The organism is Nocardioides sp. Root151 (assembly GCF_001427925.1).
In the GTDB taxonomy this organism is placed as follows: Bacteria; Actinomycetota; Actinomycetes; order Propionibacteriales; family Nocardioidaceae; genus Nocardioides.
Genome location: NZ_LMGG01000007.1, coordinates 376,388 through 401,242 on the forward strand (window position 1 = coordinate 376,388; position 24,855 = coordinate 401,242).

General features: G+C 68.9%; 18 protein-coding genes. 8 read left to right on the top strand and 10 right to left on the bottom strand.

Going from position 1 to position 24,855, the window contains the following annotated elements; translation table 11 throughout:
- Nucleotides 1-13 precede the first annotated feature (13 nt).
- From hflX to ASD66_RS19435, 4 genes are all read left to right on the top strand, one after another.
- The gene (gene hflX / locus ASD66_RS19420) at nucleotides 14-1,522 is read left to right on the top strand and encodes a GTPase HflX (protein ID WP_056682069.1); all 1,509 of its coding nucleotides are present in this window, start codon (nucleotides 14-16) and stop codon (nucleotides 1,520-1,522) included.
- Between the two features lie 36 nt (nucleotides 1,523-1,558).
- Nucleotides 1,559-2,239, top strand: a complete 681-nt coding sequence (locus ASD66_RS19425) for an SGNH/GDSL hydrolase family protein (protein WP_156388797.1) — start codon at nucleotides 1,559-1,561, stop codon at nucleotides 2,237-2,239.
- Between the two features lie 81 nt (nucleotides 2,240-2,320).
- Entirely contained in the window at nucleotides 2,321-4,612 is a 2,292-nt protein-coding gene (gene secD, locus ASD66_RS19430) for a protein translocase subunit SecD (RefSeq protein WP_056892338.1), read from the top strand.
- A 91-nt stretch (nucleotides 4,613-4,703) separates the two neighbouring features.
- Nucleotides 4,704-6,683 carry an ATP-dependent DNA helicase gene (locus ASD66_RS19435; RefSeq protein WP_056682063.1) on the top strand — a complete coding sequence of 660 codons (1,980 nt, stop codon included), beginning with the start codon at nucleotides 4,704-4,706 and terminating at the stop codon, nucleotides 6,681-6,683.
- Between the two features lie 13 nt (nucleotides 6,684-6,696).
- On the opposite strand, the gene ASD66_RS19440 is transcribed toward ASD66_RS19435, so the two are convergent.
- From ASD66_RS19440 to ASD66_RS19475, 8 genes are all read right to left on the bottom strand, one after another.
- Entirely contained in the window at nucleotides 6,697-8,097 is a 1,401-nt protein-coding gene (locus ASD66_RS19440; protein ID WP_056682060.1) for a zinc-dependent metalloprotease family protein, read from the bottom strand.
- Between the two features lie 139 nt (nucleotides 8,098-8,236).
- Complete coding sequence (locus tag ASD66_RS19445) at nucleotides 8,237-10,057, bottom strand: FlgD immunoglobulin-like domain containing protein (protein WP_056891925.1); 1,821 nt, start codon at nucleotides 10,055-10,057, stop codon at nucleotides 8,237-8,239.
- Nucleotides 10,058-10,222: 165 nt separating this feature from the next.
- Complete coding sequence (lexA, locus tag ASD66_RS19450; protein ID WP_056682055.1) at nucleotides 10,223-10,939, bottom strand: transcriptional repressor LexA; 717 nt, start codon at nucleotides 10,937-10,939, stop codon at nucleotides 10,223-10,225.
- A 235-nt stretch (nucleotides 10,940-11,174) separates the two neighbouring features.
- Entirely contained in the window at nucleotides 11,175-11,534 is a 360-nt protein-coding gene (locus ASD66_RS19455) for a LysM peptidoglycan-binding domain-containing protein (protein ID WP_056891926.1), read from the bottom strand.
- Nucleotides 11,535-11,729: 195 nt separating this feature from the next.
- Entirely contained in the window at nucleotides 11,730-12,908 is a 1,179-nt protein-coding gene (locus tag ASD66_RS19460; RefSeq protein WP_056891927.1) for a thrombospondin type 3 repeat-containing protein, read from the bottom strand.
- Nucleotides 12,909-12,998: 90 nt separating this feature from the next.
- Nucleotides 12,999-14,744 (bottom strand): ABC transporter ATP-binding protein, encoded by a 1,746-nt coding sequence (locus ASD66_RS19465; RefSeq protein WP_056891928.1) that lies wholly within the window; start codon nucleotides 14,742-14,744, stop codon nucleotides 12,999-13,001.
- A complete protein-coding gene (locus tag ASD66_RS19470) occupies nucleotides 14,741-16,447 on the bottom strand; it encodes an ABC transporter ATP-binding protein (RefSeq protein ID WP_056891929.1) in 1,707 nt (568 codons plus the stop codon). The genes ASD66_RS19465 and ASD66_RS19470 overlap by 4 nt, the downstream gene beginning before the upstream one ends.
- A 78-nt stretch (nucleotides 16,448-16,525) precedes the next feature.
- Nucleotides 16,526-16,885 (bottom strand): hypothetical protein, encoded by a 360-nt coding sequence (locus tag ASD66_RS19475; RefSeq protein WP_056891930.1) that lies wholly within the window; start codon nucleotides 16,883-16,885, stop codon nucleotides 16,526-16,528.
- A 266-nt stretch (nucleotides 16,886-17,151) separates the two neighbouring features.
- On the opposite strand from ASD66_RS19475, the gene ASD66_RS19480 reads away from it, so the two are divergent.
- The 3 genes from ASD66_RS19480 (at nucleotide 17,152) to ASD66_RS19490 (ending at nucleotide 22,048) form a co-directional block, all read left to right on the top strand.
- The gene (locus ASD66_RS19480) at nucleotides 17,152-18,225 is read left to right on the top strand and encodes a hypothetical protein (RefSeq protein WP_056891931.1); all 1,074 of its coding nucleotides are present in this window, start codon (nucleotides 17,152-17,154) and stop codon (nucleotides 18,223-18,225) included.
- A 320-nt stretch (nucleotides 18,226-18,545) separates the two neighbouring features.
- The gene (gene nrdR / locus ASD66_RS19485; RefSeq protein WP_056682035.1) at nucleotides 18,546-19,025 is read left to right on the top strand and encodes a transcriptional regulator NrdR; all 480 of its coding nucleotides are present in this window, start codon (nucleotides 18,546-18,548) and stop codon (nucleotides 19,023-19,025) included.
- 140 nt (nucleotides 19,026-19,165) lie between these two features.
- Nucleotides 19,166-22,048, top strand: coding sequence for a vitamin B12-dependent ribonucleotide reductase (locus ASD66_RS19490; protein WP_056891932.1), 2,883 nt, complete (start codon nucleotides 19,166-19,168; stop codon nucleotides 22,046-22,048).
- Nucleotides 22,049-22,142: 94 nt separating this feature from the next.
- Here ASD66_RS19490 and ASD66_RS19495 read toward each other — a convergent pair whose 3' ends face one another.
- Both ASD66_RS19495 and ASD66_RS19500 read right to left on the bottom strand, forming a co-directional pair.
- Nucleotides 22,143-22,409 carry a hypothetical protein gene (locus ASD66_RS19495; protein WP_056682029.1) on the bottom strand — a complete coding sequence of 89 codons (267 nt, stop codon included), beginning with the start codon at nucleotides 22,407-22,409 and terminating at the stop codon, nucleotides 22,143-22,145.
- A 28-nt stretch (nucleotides 22,410-22,437) separates the two neighbouring features.
- The gene (locus ASD66_RS19500; RefSeq protein ID WP_056891933.1) at nucleotides 22,438-24,519 is read right to left on the bottom strand and encodes an elongation factor G-like protein EF-G2; all 2,082 of its coding nucleotides are present in this window, start codon (nucleotides 24,517-24,519) and stop codon (nucleotides 22,438-22,440) included.
- A 119-nt stretch (nucleotides 24,520-24,638) separates the two neighbouring features.
- Between ASD66_RS19500 and ASD66_RS24560 the strand changes: the two genes are divergently transcribed.
- Entirely contained in the window at nucleotides 24,639-24,812 is a 174-nt protein-coding gene (locus ASD66_RS24560) for a hypothetical protein (protein WP_156388799.1), read from the top strand.
- Nucleotides 24,813-24,855: the final 43 nt, after the last annotated feature.

Below are 24,855 nucleotides of genomic sequence, written 5' to 3' on the forward strand. Positions count from 1 at the left end.
CTCTTGAAGGCATATGACGAACGCATCTGAAGACTTCTCCCTCGACGCCGAGCTCGCCGAGACCGACACCTGGGACGACGACGACTTCGAGTCGGGCTACGCCGATGAAGGGGCCGACGAGCTCGTCTCGACGGAGGGTCCCGACCCCGAAGAGCTGACTACCGGCGAGCAGGACTTGGCCGAGCGTCACGCGCTGCGCCGGGTCGCCGGACTGCGCACCGAGCTCGAGGACATCACCGAGGTCGAATACCGCCAGCTGCGCCTCGAGCGCGTCGTCCTGGTCGGTGTCTGGACCGAGGGCAGCATCGAGGACGCCGAGAACTCCATGGCCGAGCTGGCCCTGCTCGCCGAGACCGCCGGCTCCGAGGTGCTCGACAACGTCTACCAGCGTCGTCAGAAGCCCGACCCGGCGACCTACATCGGCCGCGGCAAGGTCGAGGGCCTGCGCGAGATCGTGGCCGCCAACGGCGCCGACACGGTCATCCTCGACGGTGACCTGGCGCCCAGCCAGCTGCGCAACCTCGAAGACAAGCTCAAGGTCAAGGCGATCGACCGCACCGCCCTGATCCTCGACATCTTCGCCCAGCACGCCAAGTCTCGAGAGGGCCAGGCGCAGGTCGAGCTGGCGCAGCTCAGCTACATGAAGCAGCGCCTCCGTGGTTGGGGTGGCAACCTCTCCCGCCAGGCCGGTGGGCGGGTCGGCGCCGACGGCGGCGGCATCGGTGGCCGTGGCCCCGGTGAGACCAAGATCGAGACCGACCGGCGCCGCATCAACACCAAGATCGCCAAGCTCCGCCGCGAGCTGAAGGCGATGAAGGGCACCCGCGACACCAAGCGCGCCGAGCGCCAGCGCCACGCGATCCCTTCGGTGGCGATCGCGGGCTACACCAACGCCGGCAAGTCGTCGCTGCTCAACAAGCTGACCGACGCCGGTGTGCTGGTCGAGGACTCGCTGTTCGCCACCCTCGACCCGACCACCCGCCGTACGACGACCGCGGACGGCCGCATCTACACGATGAGCGACACCGTCGGCTTCGTCCGGCACCTCCCGCACCAGCTGGTCGAGGCGTTCCGCTCGACGCTGGAGGAGGTCGCCGACTCCGACCTGATCCTGCACGTGGTCGACGGGTCGCACCCCGACCCGGAGGGCCAGATCGCCGCGGTGCGCGAGGTGTTGGCCGACATCGACGCCAGCAAGGTCCCCGAGCTGATCGTGATCAACAAGGCCGACGCCGCCGATCCGATGGTGCTGGCCCGGCTGCGCCAGCGCGAGAAGCACTCGGTCGTGGTCAGCGCGAAGACCGGCGAGGGCATCGCCGAGGCACTGGCCCTGGTTGAGGCCGAGCTGCCCCGTCCGGGCGTGGAGTTCACGGCGTTGCTGCCCTACGAGCGCGGCGACCTGATCAACCGGTTGCACCAGCGCGGCGAGATCGAGACCCTCGAGCACACCGCCGAGGGCACCCTGGTCAAGGGCCGCGCCCACGAGGACCTCGCGGGCGAGCTGGCGGCGTACGCCGTCTGATTGGTCGAACGAGCACCTCCGACGGAGAATGAGCACGTGGGGATTTCGTTGGTGTCGCGGTGGCCGGCCCGGGTCGGCGTACTGCTCGCTGTGCTGCTCGTGTCGGCGTTGTCGTACGCGCTCGTCGAGCGGGCGACAGGTGAGGACGTGCCGAAGTGCGAGCGGTTCGCGGCCGAGTCGCTCAACCGGCAGCAGATCGTCACCGGCCGCGGCCAGCGTGTGGTCGTGATCGGTGACTCCTACTCCGTCGGCCTCGGCCTGGAGGACGCGGCGCGGGCCTGGCCCCGGGAGCTGCCCGGCGAGGTGCACGTCCACGGCTTCTCCGGGTCCGGTTTCAGCGCCCACGCCAGCCCGTGCGGGCGGGTGTCGTACGCCGACCGTGCCGCGCGCGCAGTGCGTGGGGGAGCCGACCTCGTCATCCTCGAGGGCGGGCTCAACGACGTCCACTCGTCGGAGACCGCCCTGCGCACCGGCGTACGCCGGGTCCTGGGCGTGCTCAAGGGCGTCCGCGTGGTGATCGTCGGCCCGGTTCCGGCGCCCGACCGCATGCCCGGAGCGGCACACGTGGACTCCGTCCTGGCCTCGGAGGCAGCTCGTGCGCACGTGCCTTACGTGTCGATGATCGACGCCGATCTCGCCTACCTCGATGGCGGCCTGCACCTGACTCGTGACGGGCATCGCGCCTTCGGTGACCTGGTCGTCGCCCGGCTCCCGTAGGCATCAACCCGGAGATCACGAGCGGGTCACGTTCAGAGGGCGATTCGTGGCCGCTTGGAGGTGTGGGGGAAGATGTCGCTCATGTCACGTGGTGCGCTCATTCGCCTCCTGCTCGTCATCGGCCTTCTCGCCGGATGCGTCGCACTGGCCCTCAACAAGGAGCCTCGTCTCGGGCTCGACCTTCGCGGCGGCACGCAGATCATGCTGCAGGCCGAGAGCACGGACCAGGTCAAGGCCGACGCAGAGTCCGTCGACCGTGCGATCGAGATCCTGCGTGGTCGTGTCGACGCTCTCGGTGTCTCGGAGCCGACGCTGACCCGGGTCGGCGACGACCGCATTCTCGTCGAGCTGCCCGACCTGCAGGACCCCAAGCGTGCGGTCGCGGCGATCGGCAAGACCGCCCAGCTGAGCATGCATCCCGTTGTCGCAGCGGCAGCATCTCCTGATGCCAAGCCCACCAAGAAGGGCGACATAGTCCTTCCCGATGAGGACAACTCATCGGTCCTCGAACTCGGCCCCGCCGCCCTTCAGGGCTCGGACATCGAGGGCGCGACTCCGACCCAGGCCCAGAACGCTGTCGGCTGGTCGGTCAGCATCGACTTCGACGACCGTGGCGGCAAGGCATACGGGGAAATCACGGGCAAGGCGGCATGCAACCCGTCTGGTGACCCCAAGCGTCGCATCGCCATCGTGCTCGACGGCAAGATCATCTCGTCGCCTCAGGTGAACGAAGACATCCAGTGCAACGTGGGGATCACGGGCGGCAAGACCGACATCACCGGCAACTTCTCCAACAAGGCCGCCAAGGATCTCTCCATCCTGATCGAGGGCGGCGCCCTGCCCGTTCCGGTCAAGATCATCTCGCAGAGCACCGTCGGCCCGACCCTCGGTGACGCGGCGATCGACGCCTCCGCCGAGGCCGGCATCATCGGCCTGATCATCACCGGCCTCTTCATCATCATCGTCTACCGCCTTGTCGGTGCGCTCGCGGCGATCGCGCTGACGTCGTACGCCGTCCTCTCTTACGCGATGCTGCTGGCGCTCGGCTCGACGCTGACGCTGCCCGGCCTCGCCGGCTTCGTGCTGGCCATCGGCCTCGCGATCGACGCCAACGTGCTGGTCTTCGAGAGAGCGAGGGAGGAGTACGCCGAGAATCCGAAGGCGGGCATGAGACGTGCCCTCCAGATCGGCTTCAACAAGGCGTGGACCGCGATCATCGACTCCAACGTCACGACCTTGCTGGCCGCTGCGCTGCTCTTCCTGCTGGCCTCCGGCTCGGTCAAGGGCTTCGGTGTCACCCTGTCGATCGGTGTCATCGCCTCGATGGTCTCCGCGCTGGTGATCGCCCGCGTGCTCACCGAGATCGGCGTCTCGACCAAGGCCGTTGCCAGGCGCCCGCGGATCACCGGTCTGGCGAACGTCGGACGGGCCCGCACCTGGCTTACCAAGAAGAACCCGAACATCATGGCCAAGGGCAAGATCTGGCTCGGCATCTCCGGTGCCGCGCTGGTCCTCGCCCTGGTCGGCATCTTCGGGCACGGGCTCAACTACGGCCTGGAGTTCACCGGCGGTCGTTCCATGGAATACACCACGGCGAAGCCGATCTCGGCCGACACGGCTCGTGAGATCGTGGCCGACGCGGGAGTGCCCGAGGCCGTCGTACAGATCGTCAAGGGCAGCGACGACGTCGAGCGGGTCTCGATCCGTGCCGGCGACATCGACGACGCGACGAAGGCCGAGATCGAGAAGGGCCTCACCGCAGAGGCCGGCAAGACCACCCAGTTCAGTGACGACACGGTGGCCGCCAGCCTCGGCAACGAGCTGAAGGAGAAGGCGTTGCTGGCCTTCTTCATCGCGCTGATCGCGCAGATGATCTACCTCGCGTTCCGGTTCCACTGGACCTTTGCCGTCTCGGCGGTGGGCGCGATGTTCCACGACGTGCTGATCGTGACCGGCATCTTCGCCTGGCTCGACAAGCCGATCGACGGCATCTTCCTGGCCTCCGCGTTGACCATCGTCGGACTGTCGGTCAACGACACCGTGGTCGTCTTCGACCGCATTCGAGAACGATGGCAGGGCACCAGAACAGGCACCTTCGCCGAGGTCAGCAACACGGCCTGCATCGAGACCATGCCGCGCACGATCAACACCGGTCTCGGCGCCATGTTCATCCTCGGTGCCCTGGCGGTGCTCGGTGGCGATTCGCTGCAGGACTTCGCGATCGCACTGCTCCTCGGCCTGATCATCGGTACCTACTCGTCCGTCTTCTCCGCGACCCCGGCACTGATCCTGCTGCAGAAGGTCGCGCCGTTCTCGCGTGAGAAGAAGGAGCGCAAGGTCCGCGATGCACAGGACTCCGGCGCCGTCGTCTGAGGCACGGGAGCGAGGGACGAGCGGTTCGTGGTGAAGCGACCGACAGAGCCGTCGTCCGACCCTTGTCGGTGCCGGCGGTTAGGGTTTCCGGGTGCCTGAAAGCCCCGATTCCCTGACCCCCGTTGCCGCCCTCCTCGGTGAAGCCGTCGAGGCACTCGGCGGTCAGGAGCGCCCGGGCCAGGTGCAGATGGCCGAGGCCGTCGCCCGGGCGATGGCCGACGACGAGCACCTGCTCGTCCAGGCGGGCACCGGCACCGGAAAGTCGCTGGCCTACCTGGTGCCGAGCCTGCTCCACAAGAAGCGCGTGGTGGTCGCCACGGCGACCCTCGCGCTGCAGCACCAGCTCGTCGAGCGCGACATCCCGCGGCTGGTCGATGCGCTGAAGGCCAAGCCCGGCATCGACACGTCGTACGCCGTCCTCAAGGGCCGCTCCAACTACGCCTGCCTCCACCGGGTGCGCGAGGGCGCGCCCGACGACCAGGGCGCCCTGGTCGAGTTGCCCACCGGGTCGATGGGCGCCGAGGTCATCAAGCTGCGCGAGTGGGCCGAGGAGGAGGCGAAGTCCGGCGGCACCGGCGAGAAGGACAACGCGCCCCGCCACACCGAGAAGGTCTGGCGCCAGGTCGCGGTCAGCGCCCGCGAGTGCCTCAGTCGCGCGAAGTGCCCCTTCGGGGAGGAGTGCTTCGCCGAGGCTGCGCGCGACCGGGCCGCGCAGAGCCAGCTGATCGTGACCAACCACAGCCTGTTGGCCATCGACGCCATCGAAGGCGTCCCGATGATCCCCGACTACGACGTGGTCGTGGTCGACGAGGCCCACGAGGTGACCGCCCGCGTCACGCAGGCAGCCACCGACGAGCTGAGTGTCAGTGACGTCGAGCGGGCCGCGCGACGTGCCCAGCGGTACGTCGACGGCGACGAGGCCAACGAGCTCGACGACGCTGCCGGGGCGTTGAAGGACGCCCTCGAACGCACCGAGGCCGGGCGCATCGACCGCGTCGACGAGCAGCTCGCCGACGCCTTGGTGCTGTTGCGCGACGGGGCGCGGGCGTGCCTGGGCGCGATGCCCAAGGAGTCCGACGACCCCGACCCCGGCAAGAACCAGGCCAAGGCCGGCGTGCAGGAGATCTTCGCCACCGCCGAACGCATGGCCGCCGACCTCGAGTCCGACGTGCTGTGGCGCAACGACCGCGAGCCGCAACGCGGCGGGCCGCAGCTGTGCGTGGCACCGCTCCAGGTGTGGGGTCCGATGCGCGACAAGCTGCTCACCGACAAGACCGTGGTCTTCACGTCCGCCACGCTGATGTTGGGGGGCGACTTCACCACCGTCGCCTCCTCACTGGGTCTCAAGCCCACCGAGCGCATCGCGTCCACCGAGGTCGTCGAACGCACCGACGAGGTGCTGCCCTGGCGCGGCATCGACGTCGGCTCGCCGTTCAACTACGGCCAACAGGCGATCCTCTACGTCGCCCGCCACCTGCCGCCGCCCGGGCGCGACGGCCTGGGCAAGGCCCAGCTCGACGAGATCGTCGACCTGATCGACGCCGCCGACGGCCGCACCCTCGGCTTGTTCTCCAGCAAGCGGGCCGCCGAGGCCGCAGCCGAAGAGGTCCGCAAGAGGCTGCCGCACCTGACCACGCTTGCCCAGGGCGAGGCCCAGCTGGCCGAGCTGCAGAAGCAGTTCGTCGCCGACCCGCACACCTGCCTGTTCGGCACGTTGAGCCTCTGGCAGGGCCTCGACGTCCCCGGCGACACGTGCCAGCTCGTGCTGATCGACCGCATCCCGTTCCCGCGTCCCGACGACCCGCTGATGTCGGCGCGCCAGAAGGCCGCCGACCGGTCAGGAGGCAACGGGTTCATGCAGGTCGCCGCGACACATGCGGCACTGCTGCTGGCGCAGGGCTCGGGCCGGTTGATCCGCACCCACACCGACCGGGGCGTGGTCGCCGTACTCGACCCGCGGCTGGTGACCGCGCGCTACGGCAACTTCCTCAAGGCCAGCCTTCCACCCATGTGGGCGACCACCGACCCGCAGATCGCCCGCAACGCGCTCAAGCGCCTCGCGGCCGACTGAGCCCAGACTCAGCTCAGCGCACGCCGCAACGCGAGCGGAACTTCACGCGGTAGTTGCCCAGGCTGCCGTAGTCGCTGTAGCCGGTGCTGCGCGGATCGCGTGCCCCGACGCCGTCGACCCGCACGTAGTAGGTGCCGGCTGCCCGGGTGGCGAGGTAGGTCGCGTCGAGGCCGGTCGGCGAGCCCGAGGCCGCCGACAGTGGGTTGCGTCGCGCCAGCACCCGGCCACTGCGGTTGAGCAGGGTCAGCGACACGTCGAGGTTCGGGCTGTACGGCGCGTTGGCGACCTGGACGCTCAGCCGGGCGCGGCACGTCGTACGCAGGCGGAACACGTCGGTGTCGTTGCGCTTGCCGATCACTCCGGGTCGGGCGACACCGGCGCGCAGCACGGTGGCTCGGCTCAGCCGGTAGGCGTGGTCGTCCGCGCGGTACGGGGCCCCGTAGGCACGCATCACGGAGAGGTCGTTCTCGCGTTCGGTGGCGCCGGTGTACTCGCCACGGCTCCACTGGGTGAGCGGGCGCATCGAGGAGCCCATGATCGGAGCCCAGATGCCGTGGCCGGAGTAGTAGGCGTCGCCGTTCTTGCCGTCGTGGCTCAGCCCCAGGGTGTGCCCGGCCTCGTGGGCGACCACGAGGCCCATCTGCTGGGGACGGTTGTCGACCTCACGCGGGAAGACCCAGAAGACGCGGGCGTTGTTGGCCGCCGCGTAGGGAAAGACTCCGACGAACGCGACACCGGCACAGCCCGGGCCACCGCAGACCTGGTTGCGGACCGTGGTCGAGCGGGTGATCACCGCGTGCACGCCGTACGTCGCATCGGCCGAGCCCGAGCGGGTCAGCGCACCCGCGTCCGGAAGCTCGGTGGTGACGTCGACCTGGAACGGCGCGTAGTCCTCCGCGGTCCGGCGCCACGTGCTCTGGATCGCCCGGAGCTCGCCGGCGCTGAACCCGGAACGGCCGTCGGTGTCGAAACCCGCGGCGTCGTAGCAGCGCGGACGCAGACCGTCGCTCCACTCGGAGTCGCAGACCTGCTCGCCGTTGAAGTCGAGGTAGATCGTGCGACGCGACCCGGGACGCGAGTGCAGCCGGAACGTCTGGGACAGCGGCGCCGAGGCGCGGGCCACCGGTTCGTTGCCGGCCTCTTCGCCGGAGCCCTCGAAGGTGTCGGCGTAGTAGAGCCGGTCGCCGGCGGTCAGTCGGGCGGCCGGGTCCTCGGTGAGCAGGCCCTTGACCTCCTCGGTCGCCTGCCCGGCCAGCCGCGCCGCGGTCGAGAGCTCGGAGTCATCGACGCGCTGGCCGTCGGCCGAGGTGAACTCGTGGTCTCCGTCGGTGCTGCCCGTCGCTGGTACGGCGGCCAGGCCGCCCAGGGCGAGGGCGCACACGGCGGTCAGGGTCAGCGTTGTGGTCCGGAGCATTGGGCGATTCTCCCACGATTGATTTGCGGCACGCTGCGGGCGGTCGGGCCTCATTGCAAGACCTTGTAGAACACCTTGATGAGGAACTTCTTGACGTCGTAGCGGCCTCCGACCAAGGTCCTGTAGGAGGTCGCTGTGGTCAGCCCAGCACGTAGTAGTAGAGCGAGAGTTTGTAGGACTTCACGTCATAGCGCTGGCCGTACCCCGTGGCCACCACCCAGTAGACGTAACCGTTGCCATAGCGCATCCGCGTGGCACTGGCCGTGCCGCCGTGGTGCCATCCGAGGCGTGAGGACAGTGCTCGTCCGGTGATGGGCTCAGCTGTGGTGTTGTTGATCAGCCACAGGGAGGCCCGATGCCCCGCCGAGGGGTTCACGGCCGCCCCGTAGGCCTGGACGGAGAATCCCTCGTACTTGAAGGCGCCCGGGATCAGGGCGCCGTGCAGCCCGATCGCGGTCCTGTCGTTGAGGGTGCGGCCGACGCAGCGCGACTTGCTGTAGTAGCCCACCGAGCCGGTCATCCGGCGCAGGCCAGGCCTGCGCAACGAGGAGCACCTGCCTGACCAGTTGTCCTTCAGGGATGCCTGAGCCGACACCGTCCGCGTCCAGTGCTTGCGGATGAGTCGCTTGGACGAGACCACCACCGGGGCGCCGATGAAGACTGACGAGTTCCCGAGCTCGTCGGTGAGGGTGATCCGGAATCGGTAGGTGCCCGCAACGGCGTACGCTCCGCTGGTTGTGCGACCGTTCCAACGGAACCAAGAGGGGCTGGCGGGGAGATTGCGCACGACGGTGCCACCGGAATTGAGGACCGCGACCCGGATCGTGCTGACCTCGGACTCTTGGTCGATGGTCGGCCTCAGTGTGACTGTGTCGCGATAGCCGTCGACGTACGGGAAGAAGCCGGTGAGACTGCGAGACACGCTGGTCACGCTGGGTGCGGTCACGTCGATGTCCAACCCCACGAAGGCAACTCCGGTGAAGTCGTGGCCATGATCGGAGGCGCTCGTCGTCACCCGGATTCGGTGATCCCCGGTCGACGGGGTGACGCCCAAGGCGGTGGGATCGACGGTTATCTCGGCGTCGCCACTCGCGTCCAGGGTGACCGGCTGTGAGTCGGTCAGCACGGCACCAGCGATGGTCTCCAGCTGCCAGGTGGCGACCTGACCGGGGAGCCCCTCGGTCTCGACGGTGGCCGTCGCCCTGTCGAGTCGTCCGTCCCCGTTGGGGCTCAGAATGTAGGGGTTGATGTCGTAGACCGATACGGCCAGGTTGCGGCGTGCGGTCAGCGCGGCGCTGGCGTTCTCGTTCGCACACATGCTGTAGAACGTGGCGCTGGTGTCACGGATGCATCGGCGGACGACGAGCTCTCCGGAGGCGACGTCGGCGTAGGGAGACGCGGTCAGCTGCCGTGGCTGGTCGCGAACCAGCGCCGGCCCTTGGGCCTGGTTCGCCCAGAGGAGGCTGAGCTCTCCCGGTCCGTCGTCGTGGACGGTCACGCTTGGCAGGGCCTCGGATCGGAGGTCGACGAAGACCGGTTCGGTAGGGGCGTCCCAGGTGACGGGGTTGGAGACGTCGAGGGTGGCAGTGTCGGTCGGCGTGCTCAGGCAGGTGGACGGTGTGCTCGTGCCACAGGGGGCGACCGTGATGACCGTTCCGGCGTCGAGGCCGAAGCTCGGCAGGGTCCAGCGAGCCACGCCGTCGACCGGATCACCGTTCGTGTAGTCGGCGATCATCTGCTTCCTGGTCTGGGCCCCGGAGCGGAAGGTGACCATGGCGTTGTCAGTGCCGGTCAGGGCCACCTCGATCGAGAGGTCGCCGCTGACCTGGTCACCCGTGGTGGGCGTGATCAGGGTGGCGTTCAGGTCTTCCGCCTGGGCGGGGGCGCCGGCCAGGCCGACGAGACCGCTGCCCACGACACTGGCGGCGAGAAGGGTGGCGAAGAGGCGTGGTGCGCGCATGGTTCCCCCGAACACAAACGTGGCGGAGAGCTCCGCCGATCTGGATGTCCCGAGACCGGAACCGCGGACACTTTATGTCACGAAACGTGCGGTGTGCGACGAAATCACGAAAGGCGTCGTACGACGACCGCGCGGTCGACGTACGACGCCTTTGTGGTGGCTGGTTCAGACGCGGCGCAGGACCGCGGTGACGATGCCGAGGATCGAGGCGTTGGTGCCGTCGATCGGGTCGTAGGCGTCGTTGTGCGGCATCAGCCAGACCTGGCCGTCCTTGCGCTGCAGGGTCTTGACGGTGGCCTCGCCGTCGATGAGAGCGGCCACGATCTCGCCGTTGCGTGCGGTCTGCTCCTGGCGGACCACGACGTAGTCGCCGCTGCAGATGGCGGCGTCGATCATCGAGTCGCCGGAGACCTCGAGCATGAACAGGGTGCCCTCGCCCACCAGGGTCTTGGGCAGCGGGAAGATCTCCTCGACCCGCTCCTCGGCCAGGATCGGGCCACCAGCGGCGATGCGGCCCACCATCGGCACGTAGGTGGCGGCCGGCATGGCGTCACCGATGCCGGTCTCGTCGATGTGCGACTCGTCTGCCGCGCTGATCGAACGGCGCGCGGCGAGCACCTCGGGCAGGAACACCTCGAGGGCACGAGGACGGTTGGGGTCGCGCTTGATGAAGCCCTTGGCCTCGAGCACCTTGAGCTGGTGGGAGACCGAGGACGAGCTGGTCAACCCGACCACCTCGCCGATCTCGCGCATGCTCGGCGGGTAGCCGCGTCGCTCGAGGGAATCACGGATCGTGTTCAGGATGCGCTGCTGGCGGGGGGTGAGGCCCGTTGCGTCCGGGGGGCCGTCGGGGAACTCGGCGACGTTGTCCTTCGATGCCATCGGGGTGCCTTCCGCAGTGCTGTTCCTGGTGGGTTTTCAACGTAGCCCCAAAACCCGACGGCTTCAAACACCTGTTCGAACGTGTCGCAAAGGTTTTCGAGCAGTTTCTCGGGTCGGGTCTCGGGAGTTCGGGGAGCGCAAAGGGCGGGCCTCCGTGGTGGAGTCCCGCCCTTTGTCTTCCCCATCCGCAGGCCGGGGTCGAGGCGACCTGCGGAAATTTCAGTGGCGTCCTGGCTCAGTCGAGCGGGACGTAGATCTGCTGGCCGGCGACCAGCATCGAGGAGTCGAGCGCGTTGAGCTGCTTGATGGTGTGCACCATGTCGCGCACCTCGCCGTCGTCGGCCACGTCGGCGGCGATCGCCCAGAGCGTGTCGCCGGGCTGGACCGTCACTGCGCGGGTTGGCTGGTCGACGCCGGCGTGGTTGGTGGCCATCGACGAGGTGCCGAGGAAGACCGCGGCGGCGAGCACGAAAAGCATCGCCGCGACGAAGACGACCAGCCGGCCGCGCTGCGTGAGGCGGACCTGGTTGCGGGCGCCGTGCTGCGCAGGGCGCATCGGCGTCTGGATGGCGGGGCTCAGGGTCATCGTGCTCATCGGGACCTCCGGGGGAAGGGGGTGGTCTGTGTCAGACGAATGTCTACAGACGACCACCGACAACGGACTTCCGGAGCGGAGGATCGATCAGACGTTCGATCGAACACATGTACGACGGTAGAGCATGTGTTCGAACGAATCAAGAGAGCGGCCGAACAAATGTTCGACGTGTCGCGGGGCGGGTCAGGGAACCCGTCAGCGGACCCGGATCACCTTCGACTGGGCCTGCCGGCACAGTCCCTGGGTGAGGAATGTCGGCTTGATCAGCGCGTAGAACTTGCCGGGCTTGCGCCTGGCGCGGGGCAGCGTCCAGACGCCTCGGGTGGACGTGCGGGCCAGGCCCACTCGCGCCGAACGACCCGGCCCCATCACGCGCCGGAGCTCGACCACCTTGCGCGAGACGCAGGCGTTGACCGGCGAGCGCAGCACTCCCTTGAACTGCTTCACGCGGACGCCGTAGGCGATCGTCCCGGTGCGGGCCAACGGCGGGCAGCCGGTGTCGTTGTAGGCGGCGGCCAGCGGGCAGGCGTCGCCCTTCTCGTAGCCGTCGGAGTCGGCGTCGGGGTCGCACGGGTCGCCCATGCCGTTGTGGTTCATGTCGCGCTGGGTGGCGTTGGCGTTGCTGGGGCAGTTGTCGTCGCCGTTGGCCACGCCGTCGCCGTCCATGTCGGGGTCGCACACGTCACCCAGCTTGTCGCCGTCGGTGTTGCGTTGGTCGTAGTTGTCGACCTCGGGACAATTGTCGTCCTCGTTCGCCCTGGTGTCGTCATCGAAGTCGCAGTCGTAGGTGATTGTCAGTGACCATGAGCTGATGGTGCCCGCCGTGCCAGCGAGGGAGTCCTTCTTCGAGGTGAGCGTCCATGTGCCGTTCGTCTCTGAGTTGTTGAATCCGCTCAGGGGAACGCTCGGCCTGTAAGTGCCGGTGCGGGGGGAGGCTGCGTTGTCGATACTGGTTGCTGCTGCATCGTCGAACACGGTATTTGTAAAATTGGGGTCGCCGCCGCCCAGACCGAGGAATCCAGAACTCGAGAGGGTAATTGCTTTGCTCGAGTTCTTCAGAACTACTGCGATGTCTTTGTGCTTGGCGACAGAGATGTTCACCCGCGCGGTGACCTTGAGTACCGGCAATCCGAGGATCGGTGACGTGCCTTGCTCCTGGGTCAGGGTCAGTGTTCCGGTGTCTGACGAGTCAGTTGAACCAGCCTGGGTCACCGTGCAGGTCGCCTCGGTGGGCAGGTCGTCGAAGTCGCCGCTGGCGAGGTTCGAGGACGGCGTCTGCACCACGGCAGCCGACGCGGACCCCACGACACCGACGACGCCGGAGATCACCACGGCCAGGACACAGGTGCGGGCAATGCTCGTGCGGACAGACATGTGGGGACCCCTCACGGTTCGACGACACCCTCCCGGCGCCCGGACAAGGCTAGGTCACCGGCCACCATCGGGTGAGCGGATTCCACGAACTCACTCCCCGGACCAGGCCGCCCAGAGCTCGGCGTACCTTCCCGCGGCAGCCAGCAGCTCTGGGTGCGATCCGGATTCGACGACCCGGCCCTCGTGCAGCACCAGCACCCGGTCCGCGGACTCCGACTGGGTGAGCCGGTGCGCCACGACCAACGCGCCGCGCCCCTCGGTCACCGCCAGTGCGGCCCGCTCAAGGTCTCGCGCGCCGGCGGAGCCGGCCTCAGCCGTGGCCTCGTCGAGTACGACGAACCAGGGGTCGGCCAACACGATCCGGGCCAGCGCCAGCTGCTGGGCCTGCGCAGGGGTGAGCGGGTGTCCGCCGTCGCCGACGACCGTGTCGAGTCCGTCGGGCATGGCGTCGACCCAGCCCAGTGCGGAGACGGCGGCCAGTGCCGAACGCACCGCCTCGTCACCCGCGGACGCGTCGACCAGGGTGACCGCCTCGCGCACGGTGCCGGAGAAGACGTGGACGTCCTGGCTGATCAGCGACACCTTCGAACGAAGGGCGTCGGGCGCGAGGTCGCCGTACGGAACACCGGCGAGGGAGACGGCGCCCGCCCCGGCGGGAAGTACGCCGGCGGCAATCGCACCGAGGGTGGTCTTGCCGGCTCCGGTGGCGCCGACGAGCGCGACCCGTTCACCCGGCGCGATGGTCAGCGTCACCTCGGAGAGGACCGGCCGGCCCTCGACGTACTCGTGGCAGACCGCGAGCAGCTCGAGCGGGCCGGGCGACGCGGGTGGCACGGCCGAGCCCGTGGGCGGTGGCTGCATCAGCGAGACGCCGGCCAGTCGGGCCAGCGAGGCGCCCGTGGACTGCACCTCGTCGAAGATGAACAGCAGCGCGCCGATCGGGTTGAACAGCCGGTGGAAGTAGAGCGCGGCAGCGGTCACCGCTCCGACGGTGACCTCGTCGGCCCGGACCAGCCAGAAGCCGGTGCCGAGCACCAGGCACAGGCCGATCAGCTCGGCGCGGTTCGACCGGGCGAAGAAGCGGGTCAGGAGCGCGAACACGGTCACGGTGATCTCGCGCGCGTCGTCGGAGCGCTTGGTGATCTCGTCGACGTGCGCGTCTTCCAGGGCGTAGGCGCGCAGGGTCGGCGCCCCCTGGAGCCCACTGACCAGCGCCTGGGCGCGCTCGCCCTGCGCGACGCGTTCGCGGGCGTAGAACGGGCCGGAACGCGGGAGGTACCACCGCAGCCCCATCACGTAGAACGGGATGGTCGCCAGGCCGGCGAGCCCGAGTCGCCAGTCGAGGGCGAACAGTCCGACCGCAGTGAAGCCGACCAGCACCAGCGAGTTGACCAGGGTCGGGATGATGTCGGTCAGCGAGTTCGCCACGGCCCGGGCGTCGTCACCGACGCGCGAGAGCAGGTCGCCCGTGCCGGCCGCCTCCACCCGCGCAGAGTCGAGGCCGAGTGCCTTGTCGAGCACTTCTTCGCGCAGCTCGGCCAGCGCCGGTTCGCCCGCGCGGGCCAGGAACGACACCGATGCCCACGTGGCGACCGCGCCCAGGACGGCAGCGGCGGCAATGGTCACGGCGTAGCGGTTGATGTCGGATCCCGGGGCGTCCTCGCGGACCGCGTCGACGATCTGGCCGAGCATCCAGGGTGCGACGAGTGCGGCCAGTCCGGCGACCGCGAACGAGGCCGTGGCCAGGGCCAGGGCGACCGGGTGGTGGCGCATGAGCTGCCACGCGAGGCGTGAGGTCTCCCGACGGTCGGCAATGGGCAGGATGTCGCGGCTCATCGCAGCACCAGCTCCGCGTAGGCCGGGTTCCCGGCGAGGTCGTGGTGGGTTCCCTCGGCGACGACTCGGCCCTCGCGCACGAGCACCACGCGGTCGGCCTGGGCCAGGAGTGCGGGGCTGCTGGTGATCAGCCACGTCGTACGCCGGTCGGTGCCGCGCGCCTCGCGGATGCCTGCGGCGATGCGGTGCTCGGTGACCGCGTCGACCGCCGTGGTCGGGTCGTGCAGCACCAGCAGCGGTACGTCGACGGCGAGGGCCCGCGCCAGCGCGACACGTTGGCGTTGCCCGCCCGACCACGTGCTGCCGTCGACGCTGACCGGCTGGTCGACGTCCTCCGGCGAGAGCGCCACGACGTCGGACGCCGACGAGGCCGCGAGCAGGGCCGCCAAGGAGTCGTCGTCGAGGCGGTCGAGCGGATCCACGTTGCTGCGCAGGGTTCCCTCGAAGAGGTCGACGTGGTGCGGGCTGACCAGCATCCGCGATCGCCGGGAGGTGATGGCCAGCTCGGAGAGCGCGACACCGTCGAGCGACACCTCGCCCTCCTTCGCGGTGACGTCACCGGCCAACAGGCGCACGAGCTCGCCGGCTGTGATCGGGTCCTCCACGGCCAGGCCGAGGATCTCGCCGGGGCGCGACGCGAGGTCGAGGCCGTCCAGGCCCTCACCACGAACCCCGCGCAGCACCAGGTCACCGCCGGGCAACGGGGTCGCGTCGCCGGCCGCGACCAGCGGTGGGGTCTGCAGGTAGGTCACGATGCGCCGTGCCGACGCGTGGGCGCGTGCTGTGTGGGCGCTGATGTCGCCGAGCATGCCGAGCGGTTCGGCGAGGTACTGCGTCAGCCCGACGACGGCGACGAGCTCACCGATCGTGATGTCGCCCGACAGCGCCCGGTGCCCGGCGACCAGGGCGACCACCGCGAGGAAGAGTCCGCTCAGGCCGGCGGTCAGGCCAGACATCAGGCCGTACGTCGACGTGCTGGCGATGCTCGCCGTACGCGCCTTCTGGCTGAGCGTTCGATAGCGCGAGCCGGCGACGGACTCGGCTCCGATGCCCTTGAGCACGCGCAGGCCGCGGATCAGGTCGGTGGCCACGCCGGTCGCCTCGGCGATCGTCTCCTGCTGGTGCTCGGTGCGTCGTGAGATCGCCGGCGTGACGACCTGGGTCAGCGCCAGGACCAGGGGAACGCCGATCACGACCACCAGCCCGAGCACCAGGTCGATGCTGAACAGCAGCACGGCGGCCACGATGACCGACAGGGTCGCCGCGATCGTGAACCCGACCGAGCGCAGCATGAAGCCGACCATCTCGGCGTCGGCGGTGGCCAGCGACAGGGTCTCGCCGGGCAGCAGCTTGCTGCGGGCTCCGCGCGGGTTCAGGGCATGGCGTGCGATCTCGACCCGGATCTCGTGCATCTCCCGTTGCACCACGGCGAAGGCGATGCGGGCGCCGAAGCGATAGGCGTAGCTGAGCACGGCGAACAGGACGACCAGGCCTGCGCCGGTGACGACGAGGCCGCGGACACTCGAGGTGGCCACGGCGCGGTCGATGATCACGCCGATCATCACCGGGACCAGGGTCTCGCACAGCTGCCACAGGCTGAGCAGGGCGAACCCGGCGGCCAGGCGGCCCTTGTTGCGGCGGAGCCCGCGCAGAAGGAGGCCCCAGGCCGTTGTCGGGGAAGGCGAGGACGACGGCGGGACCATGAAGTTAGGTTAACCTAACTAAGTTCTGTCGCTGCGGCGGGTGCTGGTCCTCCGGCAGCTGCTCTGCCGACCACCTGCTCAGCGAGCGGCGCGCTTGCCGCCCTGGTGGCGAGGTGCCGGAATCGTCGGCAGCTGCGCCGTGTCCTCGTCGGTCAGCCCGCCGGGAGAGATGCGTGGCGGCAGGTCGACGTACGACGTGATGGTCGGTTCGTCGGCGATCGGAGCCGGGTCGCTGACGATGCCGGCCGCACGGAGCAGGCGCCCGACCAGGATCATGCCGGTGAACAGGCACGCCGCAGCGCCCAGGCAGGCCAGTCCGAGGAAGGCCCAGGCCTGCGACTCTCCACCGCGCGCTTCGGAGCCGAAGTCGATGGCGGCGTAGACCAGATAGCCCCACGCGACGACGCAGAGCGTGATCGCGAGGCTGAGCAGGAGCACGCGTTTGTTCGGGAGTGACCGTTTCTTTGGCCCCCGCCGTGATCCCGCGCGCTTTCCTGCTGCACCCACGCGGGCCATTCTGACAGGCGTGCCAACTGCAGGTGACCGGTTCGCGACAGATGTGCTCGGGACCACGTCGGTCGCTGAAGGGAAATCGGCGGGATCCGCGTGATTCCCTGCAGTGATCGACGTGCGGCGTCGAGCTCTGTCCACAGGCAGCCCGACAGCCGGTTGCCGGGCACGGTCGGTCCGGGAACGCTCGACGGATGGAAGCTGCAGAGTGGGGCCACCTGGTGCAGGTGCAGTCAGGGGTGATCTCGCGTCGTCAGGTGATCGCCCGCGGAGGCACCGACAACGACCTCACTCGCATGGTGCGGCGCCGGGACTGGTTCCGTGTGCTGGACGGTGTCTACGTCAACCACAACGGTCCGCTCTCGTGGGAGCAATGCGCATGGGTCGCAGTCCTCTACCACTGGCCGGCAGCGTTGGCGGGGGAGTCGGCGTTGATCGCCCACGGGTTGAGGGTGCCGCGGTTCCTGGCGCGGGTGCCGCCCGGTGCGCCGGGCGTGCCTGCCCCGGGCGGCTCGAGCGGCCAGCCCTGGCCACAAGGTCCGCCCATCGAGGTCGCGGTCGACGCCACCCGCTCCCCGGATCGGAAGCCCGGCATCAGGCTGCACCGCATCGTCGGCTTCGAGGATGCGGCGCTGATGGCAAAGAGCCCACCGCGAGTCAGGGTGGAGCACGCCGTGCTTGACGTCGCCGCCCGCGCTCCCGACGAGACCGGCGCCGTCGCTGTCCTCTCGGACTCGGTCCAGTCGCGCCGTACGACGCCCGGGCGTCTGATCGACGCCCTCGAGGGGCGGCCCAGGCTGAGGCACCGGAAGTTCCTGAGGCGCCTGCTGGCCGACATCGCGACTGGGGCATGGTCCGTGCTCGAGCACCGCTACCTGGTCGACGTGGAGCGTCGCCACCGACTGCCGACGGCGAAACGTCAAGGCCGGGAGCGACGTACGTCGGGAGTCGTGTTCCGCGACGTCGACTACCCGGAGTACGGCGTGCTCGTCGAGCTCGACGGACGTCTCGGGCACGAGTGGAGCGACGACGGGTGGAACGATCTCGACCGCGACATTGACGCGCTCACGGATCAGCGGGTCACCGTCCGCGCGCGATGGCGTCAGGTGCTGACCCCGTGTCGACTGGCGGCGGCACTGGCGCGGATCCTGTGGTCGCGGGGCTGGACCGGTGTTCCCAGCTCGTGTGGGCCCAGATGTGCGGTCGGAGCGGTGCTGCGGAGTGGAGGTCAGGGCAACGCTGAAGGGAATTCGGCGGAATCCGCGTGATTTCCTGCAGTGACGGACCGGCCTCCACCAGCTGTGACGCCTGTGACTCGAGTGGTCCAGACAGCCGTGTCGCGGCGCCGTTTCGGCTCTGACCTGCGGTTATGCCGAGGTGTCGAAATTGATCAGGGGCGGGGCTTGCATCGGTTCCGTGACCGACGTACGGTTACCACTACATCTAGTAGTTACACCGTTGTGGTTTTCCACATCTAGTCCACAGGGGCCGGGTGCTGAACCCACATGTGACCGCAAGTTGTCCACAGGAAACGACTCGTCATCCACAACGTCGAGTCGATCATGACGCGTGAAGGAGGCTGCCAGACATGCACTGCCCGTACTGCCGCAGCACCGACACCCGCGTGCTCGACTCCCGCGTCGCCGACGACGGCGGCTCGATCCGCCGCCGCCGCACCTGCCCGTCGTGCAACAAGCGGTTCAGCACGGTCGAGCAGATGCAGTTGACCGTGCTCAAGCGCAGTGGCGCGACCGAGCCGTTCACCCGCGACAAGGCGATCAGTGGTGCCCGCAAGGCCTGCAAGGGTCGACCGGTCACCGAGGACCAGCTGGCCTGTCTGGGCCAGGCGGTCGAAGACGCGCTCCGCACCGAGGGGTGGGCCGAAGTGCCCGCCAACGAGGTCGGCCTCGCCATCCTGGGCCCGCTGCGCGAGCTCGACGAGGTGGCCTACCTGCGGTTCGCGAGCGTCTACCGGGCCTTCGAGTCGGCTGACGACTTCGAGGCCGAGATCGCCATGCTTCGCGCGGAGCGTCCAGCCTCCGCGTCGGAGCCCCAGCCCACGGGCTGACCAAGAACCGCCCGGCACGTAGTGGGGAAGCTGCGTGCCGGGCGCACCTTCACGAGAAGCGCAGACTTCGGAAACACCAGTCACATCTGCACCATCAGCACCATCAGAAGACACCAGCCGGAGTTCGGGAAAGAGGAGACATGACGGAGACGGTCAGCGGCGGAACTGCAAAGAAGCAGACTGACGCTACGGGGAACGGCAGCAAGGGCCTGAAGATCGAGCGGGTCTTCAGCACCGAGGGCGTGCACCCCTACGACGAGCTCAACTGGGAGCGGCGCGACGTCGTACAGACGAACTGGAAGACCGGCGAGACGGTCTTCGAGCAGCGCGGTGTCGAGTACCCCGACTTCTGGAGCGTCAACGCCTCCACGATCGTCACCACCAAGTACTTCCGCGGCGCCGTCGGCACCGACGCGCGTGAGTGGAGCCTCAAGCAGCTCATCGACCGCGTCGTGAACACCTACACCGACGCCGGCCAGGAGCACGGCTACTTCGAGACCGAGGCTGACGCCGAGCTCTTCGAGCACGAGCTGACCTGGCTGCTGGTGCACCAGTACTTCTCGTTCAACTCCCCGGTCTGGTTCAACGTCGGTACGCCGAGCCCGCAGCAGGTCTCCGCCTGCTTCATCCTCTCCGTGGATGACTCGATGGACTCAATCCTCAACTGGTACAAGGAAGAGGGCTTCATCTTCAAGGGCGGCTCCGGCGCCGGCCTCAACCTCTCCCGCATCCGTTCGTCGAAGGAACTCCTCTCCTCCGGCGGTACGGCGTCCGGCCCGGTCTCCTTCATGCGCGGCGCCGACGCCTCGGCCGGCACCATCAAGTCGGGCGGCGCCACGCGTCGTGCGGCCAAGATGGTCGTGCTCGACGTCGACCACCCCGACATCGAGGAGTTCGTCGAGACCAAGATGAACGAGGAGCACAAGATCCGTGCCCTTCGTGACGCCGGGTTCGACATGGACCTCGGCGGCAAGGACATCACCTCCGTCCAGTACCAGAACGCCAACAACTCGGTGCGCGTCACCGACGAGTTCATGCGCGCGGTCGAGGACGGCACCGAGTTCGGCCTGAAGTCCCGCGGCACCGGCGAGGTCATCGAGTCCGTCGACGCCCGTGGCCTGTTCCGCAAGATCTCCGAGGCCGCCTGGTCCTGCGCCGACCCGGGTCTCCAGTACGACGACACGATCAACGACTGGCACACCAACCCCGAGACCGGCCGCATCACCGCGTCCAACCCGTGCTCGGAATACATGTCGCTCGACAACTCGTCGTGCAACCTGGCCTCGCTGAACCTGCTGAAGTTCCTCCGCGACGACGACACCTTCGACGGTGAGCTCTTCGCGAAGGCCGTCGAGTTCATCATCACCGCGATGGACATCTCGATCTGCTTCGCCGACTTCCCGACGGAGCCGATCGGCGAGACCACCCGCAACTACCGCCAGCTCGGCATCGGCTACGCCAACCTCGGTGCCCTGCTGATGGCGATGGGTCTCGGCTACGACTCCGACGGCGGCCGCTCGATGGCTGCCGCGATCACGTCGCTGATGACCGGCACGTCGTACAAGCGCTCGGCCGAGCTGGCCGGCATCGTCGGCCCCTACGCCGGCTACGCCCGCAACTCCGACGCGCACAAGCGGGTCATGCGCAAGCACCAGGCCGCCAACGACGCGGTGCGCACCCTGCACACCGAGGACCTCGCCGTGCACAAGCTGGCCACCCAGGCGTGGGCCGACGTGCTCGCCACCGGTGAGGCCAACGGCTTCCGCAACGCGCAGGCCTCGGTGCTCGCACCGACCGGAACCATCGGCTTCATGATGGACTGCGACACCACCGGCATCGAGCCCGACTTCTCGCTGGTCAAGTTCAAGAAGCTCGTCGGCGGCGGCTCGATGCAGATCGTCAACCAGACGATCCCGCGGGCGCTGAAGAAGCTCGGCTACCAGCCGGAGCAGATCGAGGCGATCGTCGCTCACATCGCCGAGCACGGTCACGTGATCGACGCACCCGGTCTCCGTCAGGAGCACTACGAGGTCTTCGACTGCGCGATGGGTGCCCGGTCGCTCAAGCCGATGGGCCACGTGCGCATGATGGCCGCCGCTCAGCCGTTCCTTTCGGGCGCAATCTCGAAGACCGTGAACCTCCCGGAGAGCGCCACGATCGAGGACGTCGAGGACGTCTACCTGCAGTCCTGGAAGCTCGGTCTCAAGGCGACCGCGATCTACCGCGACAACGCGAAGGTCGGCCAGCCACTGTCCGAGGGCAAGGGTGAGAACAAGGGCAAGGACTCCAACGCCGCGACCGAGGTTGTCGAGAAGGTCGTGGAGAAGGTCGTCTACGCCCCCACCCGCAAGCGCCTGCCGAAGTCGCGGGTCTCGCGCACCACGTCGTTCACCGTCGGCGGTGCCGAGGGCTACATGACCTCGGGTGCCCACGACGACGGCGAGCTCGGCGAGGTCTTCCTCAAGCTGGGCAAGCAGGGCTCGACCCTGGCCGGTGTGATGGACGCCTTCTCGATCGCTGTCTCGATCGGCCTGCAGTACGGCGTCCCGCTCGAGACCTACGTCTCGAAGTTCACCAACCTGCGCTTCGAGCCGGCCGGCATGACCGACGACCCCGACGTGCGGATGGCGCAGTCGATCATGGACTACATCTTCCGTCGCCTGGCCCTGGACTACCTGTCCTTCGAGGACCGCTCCGCGCTCGGCATCTACTCCGCCGACGAGCGTCAGCGTCACCTCGAGACGGGGTCCTACGAGCCGGCCGAGGAGACCGGCTCCGCCGGCGAGCTCGTCACCGACTCGGTGGTCGAGACCTCCTCCTCGGTGGTGGAGCCTGTCGAGACCCCGATCGAGGCGACCGTGGTCGAGGCCCCCCAGGGTGCGCACACGACCGCCGAGCTCCTCGAGAAGATCAGCGGTACGGCGATCGACAGCCCGCTCTGCTTCACCTGCGGCACCAAGATGCGTCCCGCCGGCTCGTGCCACGTGTGCGAGGGCTGCGGAAGCACCTCCGGCTGCAGCTGATCGACTGAACGACTGAACGGGCTCGACACCTCCGGGTGTCGGGCCCGTTCGCATTGTCGGTGGGGAGTGGGTCAGTCGATCGGCTGACTCATCGTTAAGCCCGGTCGCCGCCTGACGTGGTGCGGCTCCGCAACCAGGACGTGGTGCCGGGTGCCATCCCGCGCGACTTCGGCGTCTGGTGCACAGGAGACACGATGAGCGACGCCTCCTGGGGCAGTGCCCACTTCAGGGCGTGATAGACGACCGAGAGCGTCTCGGCACTCTCCAGGAGCAGCAGGCCGGGAGCGATCGGTCGCGCTTCGTGCCACGGTCCGGCCAGGTCCTCGGGAGCCTCCGAGGTCCAGGCGAGGTACACATTCATGCCTCCATCCTGCACGGCGCAGCGACCCTCACGTGCGGGGTGTGACGTCGCGGGCGTGCTCCTCGGCCATCGGTTCGTGGTGCGCGAAGGTGCGGGTGAAGCTGCCGGTGCCGTGGGTGGTCGACCGCAGCTCGATCGCGTAGCGGGCCAGCTCGCGCTGCGGCACCAGTGCCCGGATCAGGGTGCCGTCGTCGCCCACCTTGTCCGTGCCCAGCACCCGGCCGTGACGTGCGGAGAGGTCGCTCATCACGGCGCCCACGAAGTCATCCGGTACCGAGACCGAGACCTCGTCGTACGGCTCCAGCATGGCGACCCGGCCGTCCTCGGCGGCCTCACGCAGGGCCAGCGCGCCGGCGCTCTGGAACGCCGCGTCGGACGAGTCGACGCTGTGCGACTTCCCGTCGGTGAGCGTCACCCGCAGCCCCACCACCGGATAACCGTTGCGGACGCCGCGCTCCATCTGCGCCCGGACGCCCTTCTCGACGCTGCCGATGAACTGCCGGGGTACGGCGCCCCCGACGACCTTGTCGACGAACTCGAAGCCCACAGGCTCCGGCAACGGCTCCACCTCGATGTCGCAGATGGCGTACTGCCCGTGGCCTCCGGACTGCTTGACGTGGCGACCGTGACCCTTGGCGGCAACGGTGAACGCCTCACGCAGCGGCACGACCAGGTCACGCTGCTCGACGGTGACGCCGAAGCGCCGCTGCAGCCGGTCGAGGGCCGCGTCGGCGTGCGCCTCGCCCAGCACCCACAGCACGAGCTGCCGGGTCTCGGTGTTGTTCTCGACCTTCAGGGACGGGTCCTCGGCGGCCAGCCGGGCCAGGGCTGCGGGGAGCTTGTCCTCGTCGGACTTCGTGGCCGCCTCGATCGCCACCGGCAGCAGGGGTTCGGGAAGCTGCCAGGGCTCGAGGACCCGCGGCTGTTCCACCGACGACAGCGTGTCTCCGGTCTCCGCGCTGGTGAGCCGGCCGATCGCGGCGATGTCGCCGGCCACCACCTTGCGGGCGGTGACCAGCTGTTTGCCGAACGGGTAGGACAGCCCGCCGATCCGCTCGTCGTCGTCATGGTCGGCGTGGCTGGTCGCAGACCCGAAGAACGACGAGAAGTGCCCGGAGACGTGCACGTCGGCGTCGGCGTCGAACGATCCGGAGAACACCCGGATCAGGCTGACCCGGCCCAGGTAGGGGTCGCTGGTCGTCTTGATCACCTCGGCGACCAGTGGGGCCGACGGGTCAGAGGTCAGGGCGTCCGCCTTCTTGCCGGCCGGCGTGAACACCTCGCGGGCAGGGTGCTCGGCGGGGGAGGGGAAGGCACGCACGCACAGGTCGAGCAGCTCGCGCAGGCCGACACCGGTCGTCGCGCCCACCGGAATGACCGGAAAGAGCGCGGCCCTGGCCACTGCCTTCTCGAGGTCGGCGACCAGCAGGTCCTCGTCGATCTTCTCGCCGGCGAGGTAGCGGTCCATCAGCGACTCGTCCTCGGACTCCTCGATCACGCCCTCGATGAGCTCCCCGCGCAGCTGCTGGGCCCGGTCGTCGTCCGGATCGCCCGAGATGAGCCCGACCAGCCGGTCGCCCTTCTGGAGGTGGACCGGCAGCACCTTGTCGCCGAAGGCGTCCTGTGCCGCGCGTACGACGGCATCCACGTCGGCGCGGGCGTGGTCCAGCTTGGTGACCACGAGGGCGCGGGGCATGCCGACCCGGTCGCACTCGCGCCACAGCTGCACCGTGCCGCGGTCGACCTGCTCGTTCGCCGCGACCACGAAGAGCGCACAGTCAGCGGCACGAAGTCCCGCGCGCAGCTCGCCCACGAAATCGGCGTAGCCGGGGGTGTCGAGGAAGTTGAGCTTCGCGCCGTCGTACAGCACCGGCGCCACGGCGAGCGACATCGAACGTCCGTGCTCGTGCTCGCCCTCCTCGAAGTCGGAGACCGTGGTGCCGTCCTCGACCGTGCCCACCCGGGTGATCGCACCGGCTTCCTTCAGCAGCCCTTCCAGCAGGGTGGTCTTGCCCGCCGAGGAGGGCCCGACCAGGACGATGTTGCGGATCCGGTCGGGCGTGGGCGGGTCCAACGGTCGGGAGTCCTTGTGCGGCTGCCGCTCGGCCATGGCTCCCACGAAACTCCAGATGGGTGCCGCGCACAAGGCCCTGTGGACGAGCTCATCGACCGAGCGCTGCTCGTGACGCCTGCGCCGAGTGTTCGCCACCAGATCGTCAGCGGCGAGCTGTGGCCCCTCGCGCGGACTTCACGGAGAAGAACCTGCCGGCCGCTCCGCTGCTGACCGTGTGGGAGCTCCGCGCCGGGGCATACGTCGAGGTCGCCGACGTGGCGGGCGACGAGTCGTGGACCGCGCAGTCGCCGTACGGCGTCACCGTCGTGCCGAGCGCCCTGCTCGCCTGACGACCCGCGCCGTCCTGAGCGGTCATCCACAGGCGCGGCGGAC

Coding starts and splice junctions, on each gene's coding strand:
- hflX (WP_056682069.1), top strand. CDS start 14: ATGACGAACGCATCTGAAGACTTCTCCCTCGACGCCGAGCTCGCCGAG.
- secD (WP_056892338.1), top strand. CDS start 2,321: ATGTCACGTGGTGCGCTCATTCGCCTCCTGCTCGTCATCGGCCTTCTC.
- ASD66_RS19440 (WP_056682060.1), bottom strand. CDS start 8,097: ATGCTCCGGACCACAACGCTGACCCTGACCGCCGTGTGCGCCCTCGCC.
- ASD66_RS19445 (WP_056891925.1), bottom strand. CDS start 10,057: ATGCGCGCACCACGCCTCTTCGCCACCCTTCTCGCCGCCAGTGTCGTG.
- lexA (WP_056682055.1), bottom strand. CDS start 10,939: ATGGCATCGAAGGACAACGTCGCCGAGTTCCCCGACGGCCCCCCGGAC.
- ASD66_RS19455 (WP_056891926.1), bottom strand. CDS start 11,534: ATGAGCACGATGACCCTGAGCCCCGCCATCCAGACGCCGATGCGCCCT.
- ASD66_RS19460 (WP_056891927.1), bottom strand. CDS start 12,908: ATGTCTGTCCGCACGAGCATTGCCCGCACCTGTGTCCTGGCCGTGGTG.
- ASD66_RS19465 (WP_056891928.1), bottom strand. CDS start 14,744: ATGAGCCGCGACATCCTGCCCATTGCCGACCGTCGGGAGACCTCACGC.
- ASD66_RS19470 (WP_056891929.1), bottom strand. CDS start 16,447: ATGGTCCCGCCGTCGTCCTCGCCTTCCCCGACAACGGCCTGGGGCCTC.
- ASD66_RS19480 (WP_056891931.1), top strand. CDS start 17,152: ATGGAAGCTGCAGAGTGGGGCCACCTGGTGCAGGTGCAGTCAGGGGTG.
- nrdR (WP_056682035.1), top strand. CDS start 18,546: ATGCACTGCCCGTACTGCCGCAGCACCGACACCCGCGTGCTCGACTCC.
- ASD66_RS19490 (WP_056891932.1), top strand. CDS start 19,166: ATGACGGAGACGGTCAGCGGCGGAACTGCAAAGAAGCAGACTGACGCT.
- ASD66_RS19495 (WP_056682029.1), bottom strand. CDS start 22,409: ATGAATGTGTACCTCGCCTGGACCTCGGAGGCTCCCGAGGACCTGGCC.
- ASD66_RS19500 (WP_056891933.1), bottom strand. CDS start 24,519: ATGGCCGAGCGGCAGCCGCACAAGGACTCCCGACCGTTGGACCCGCCC.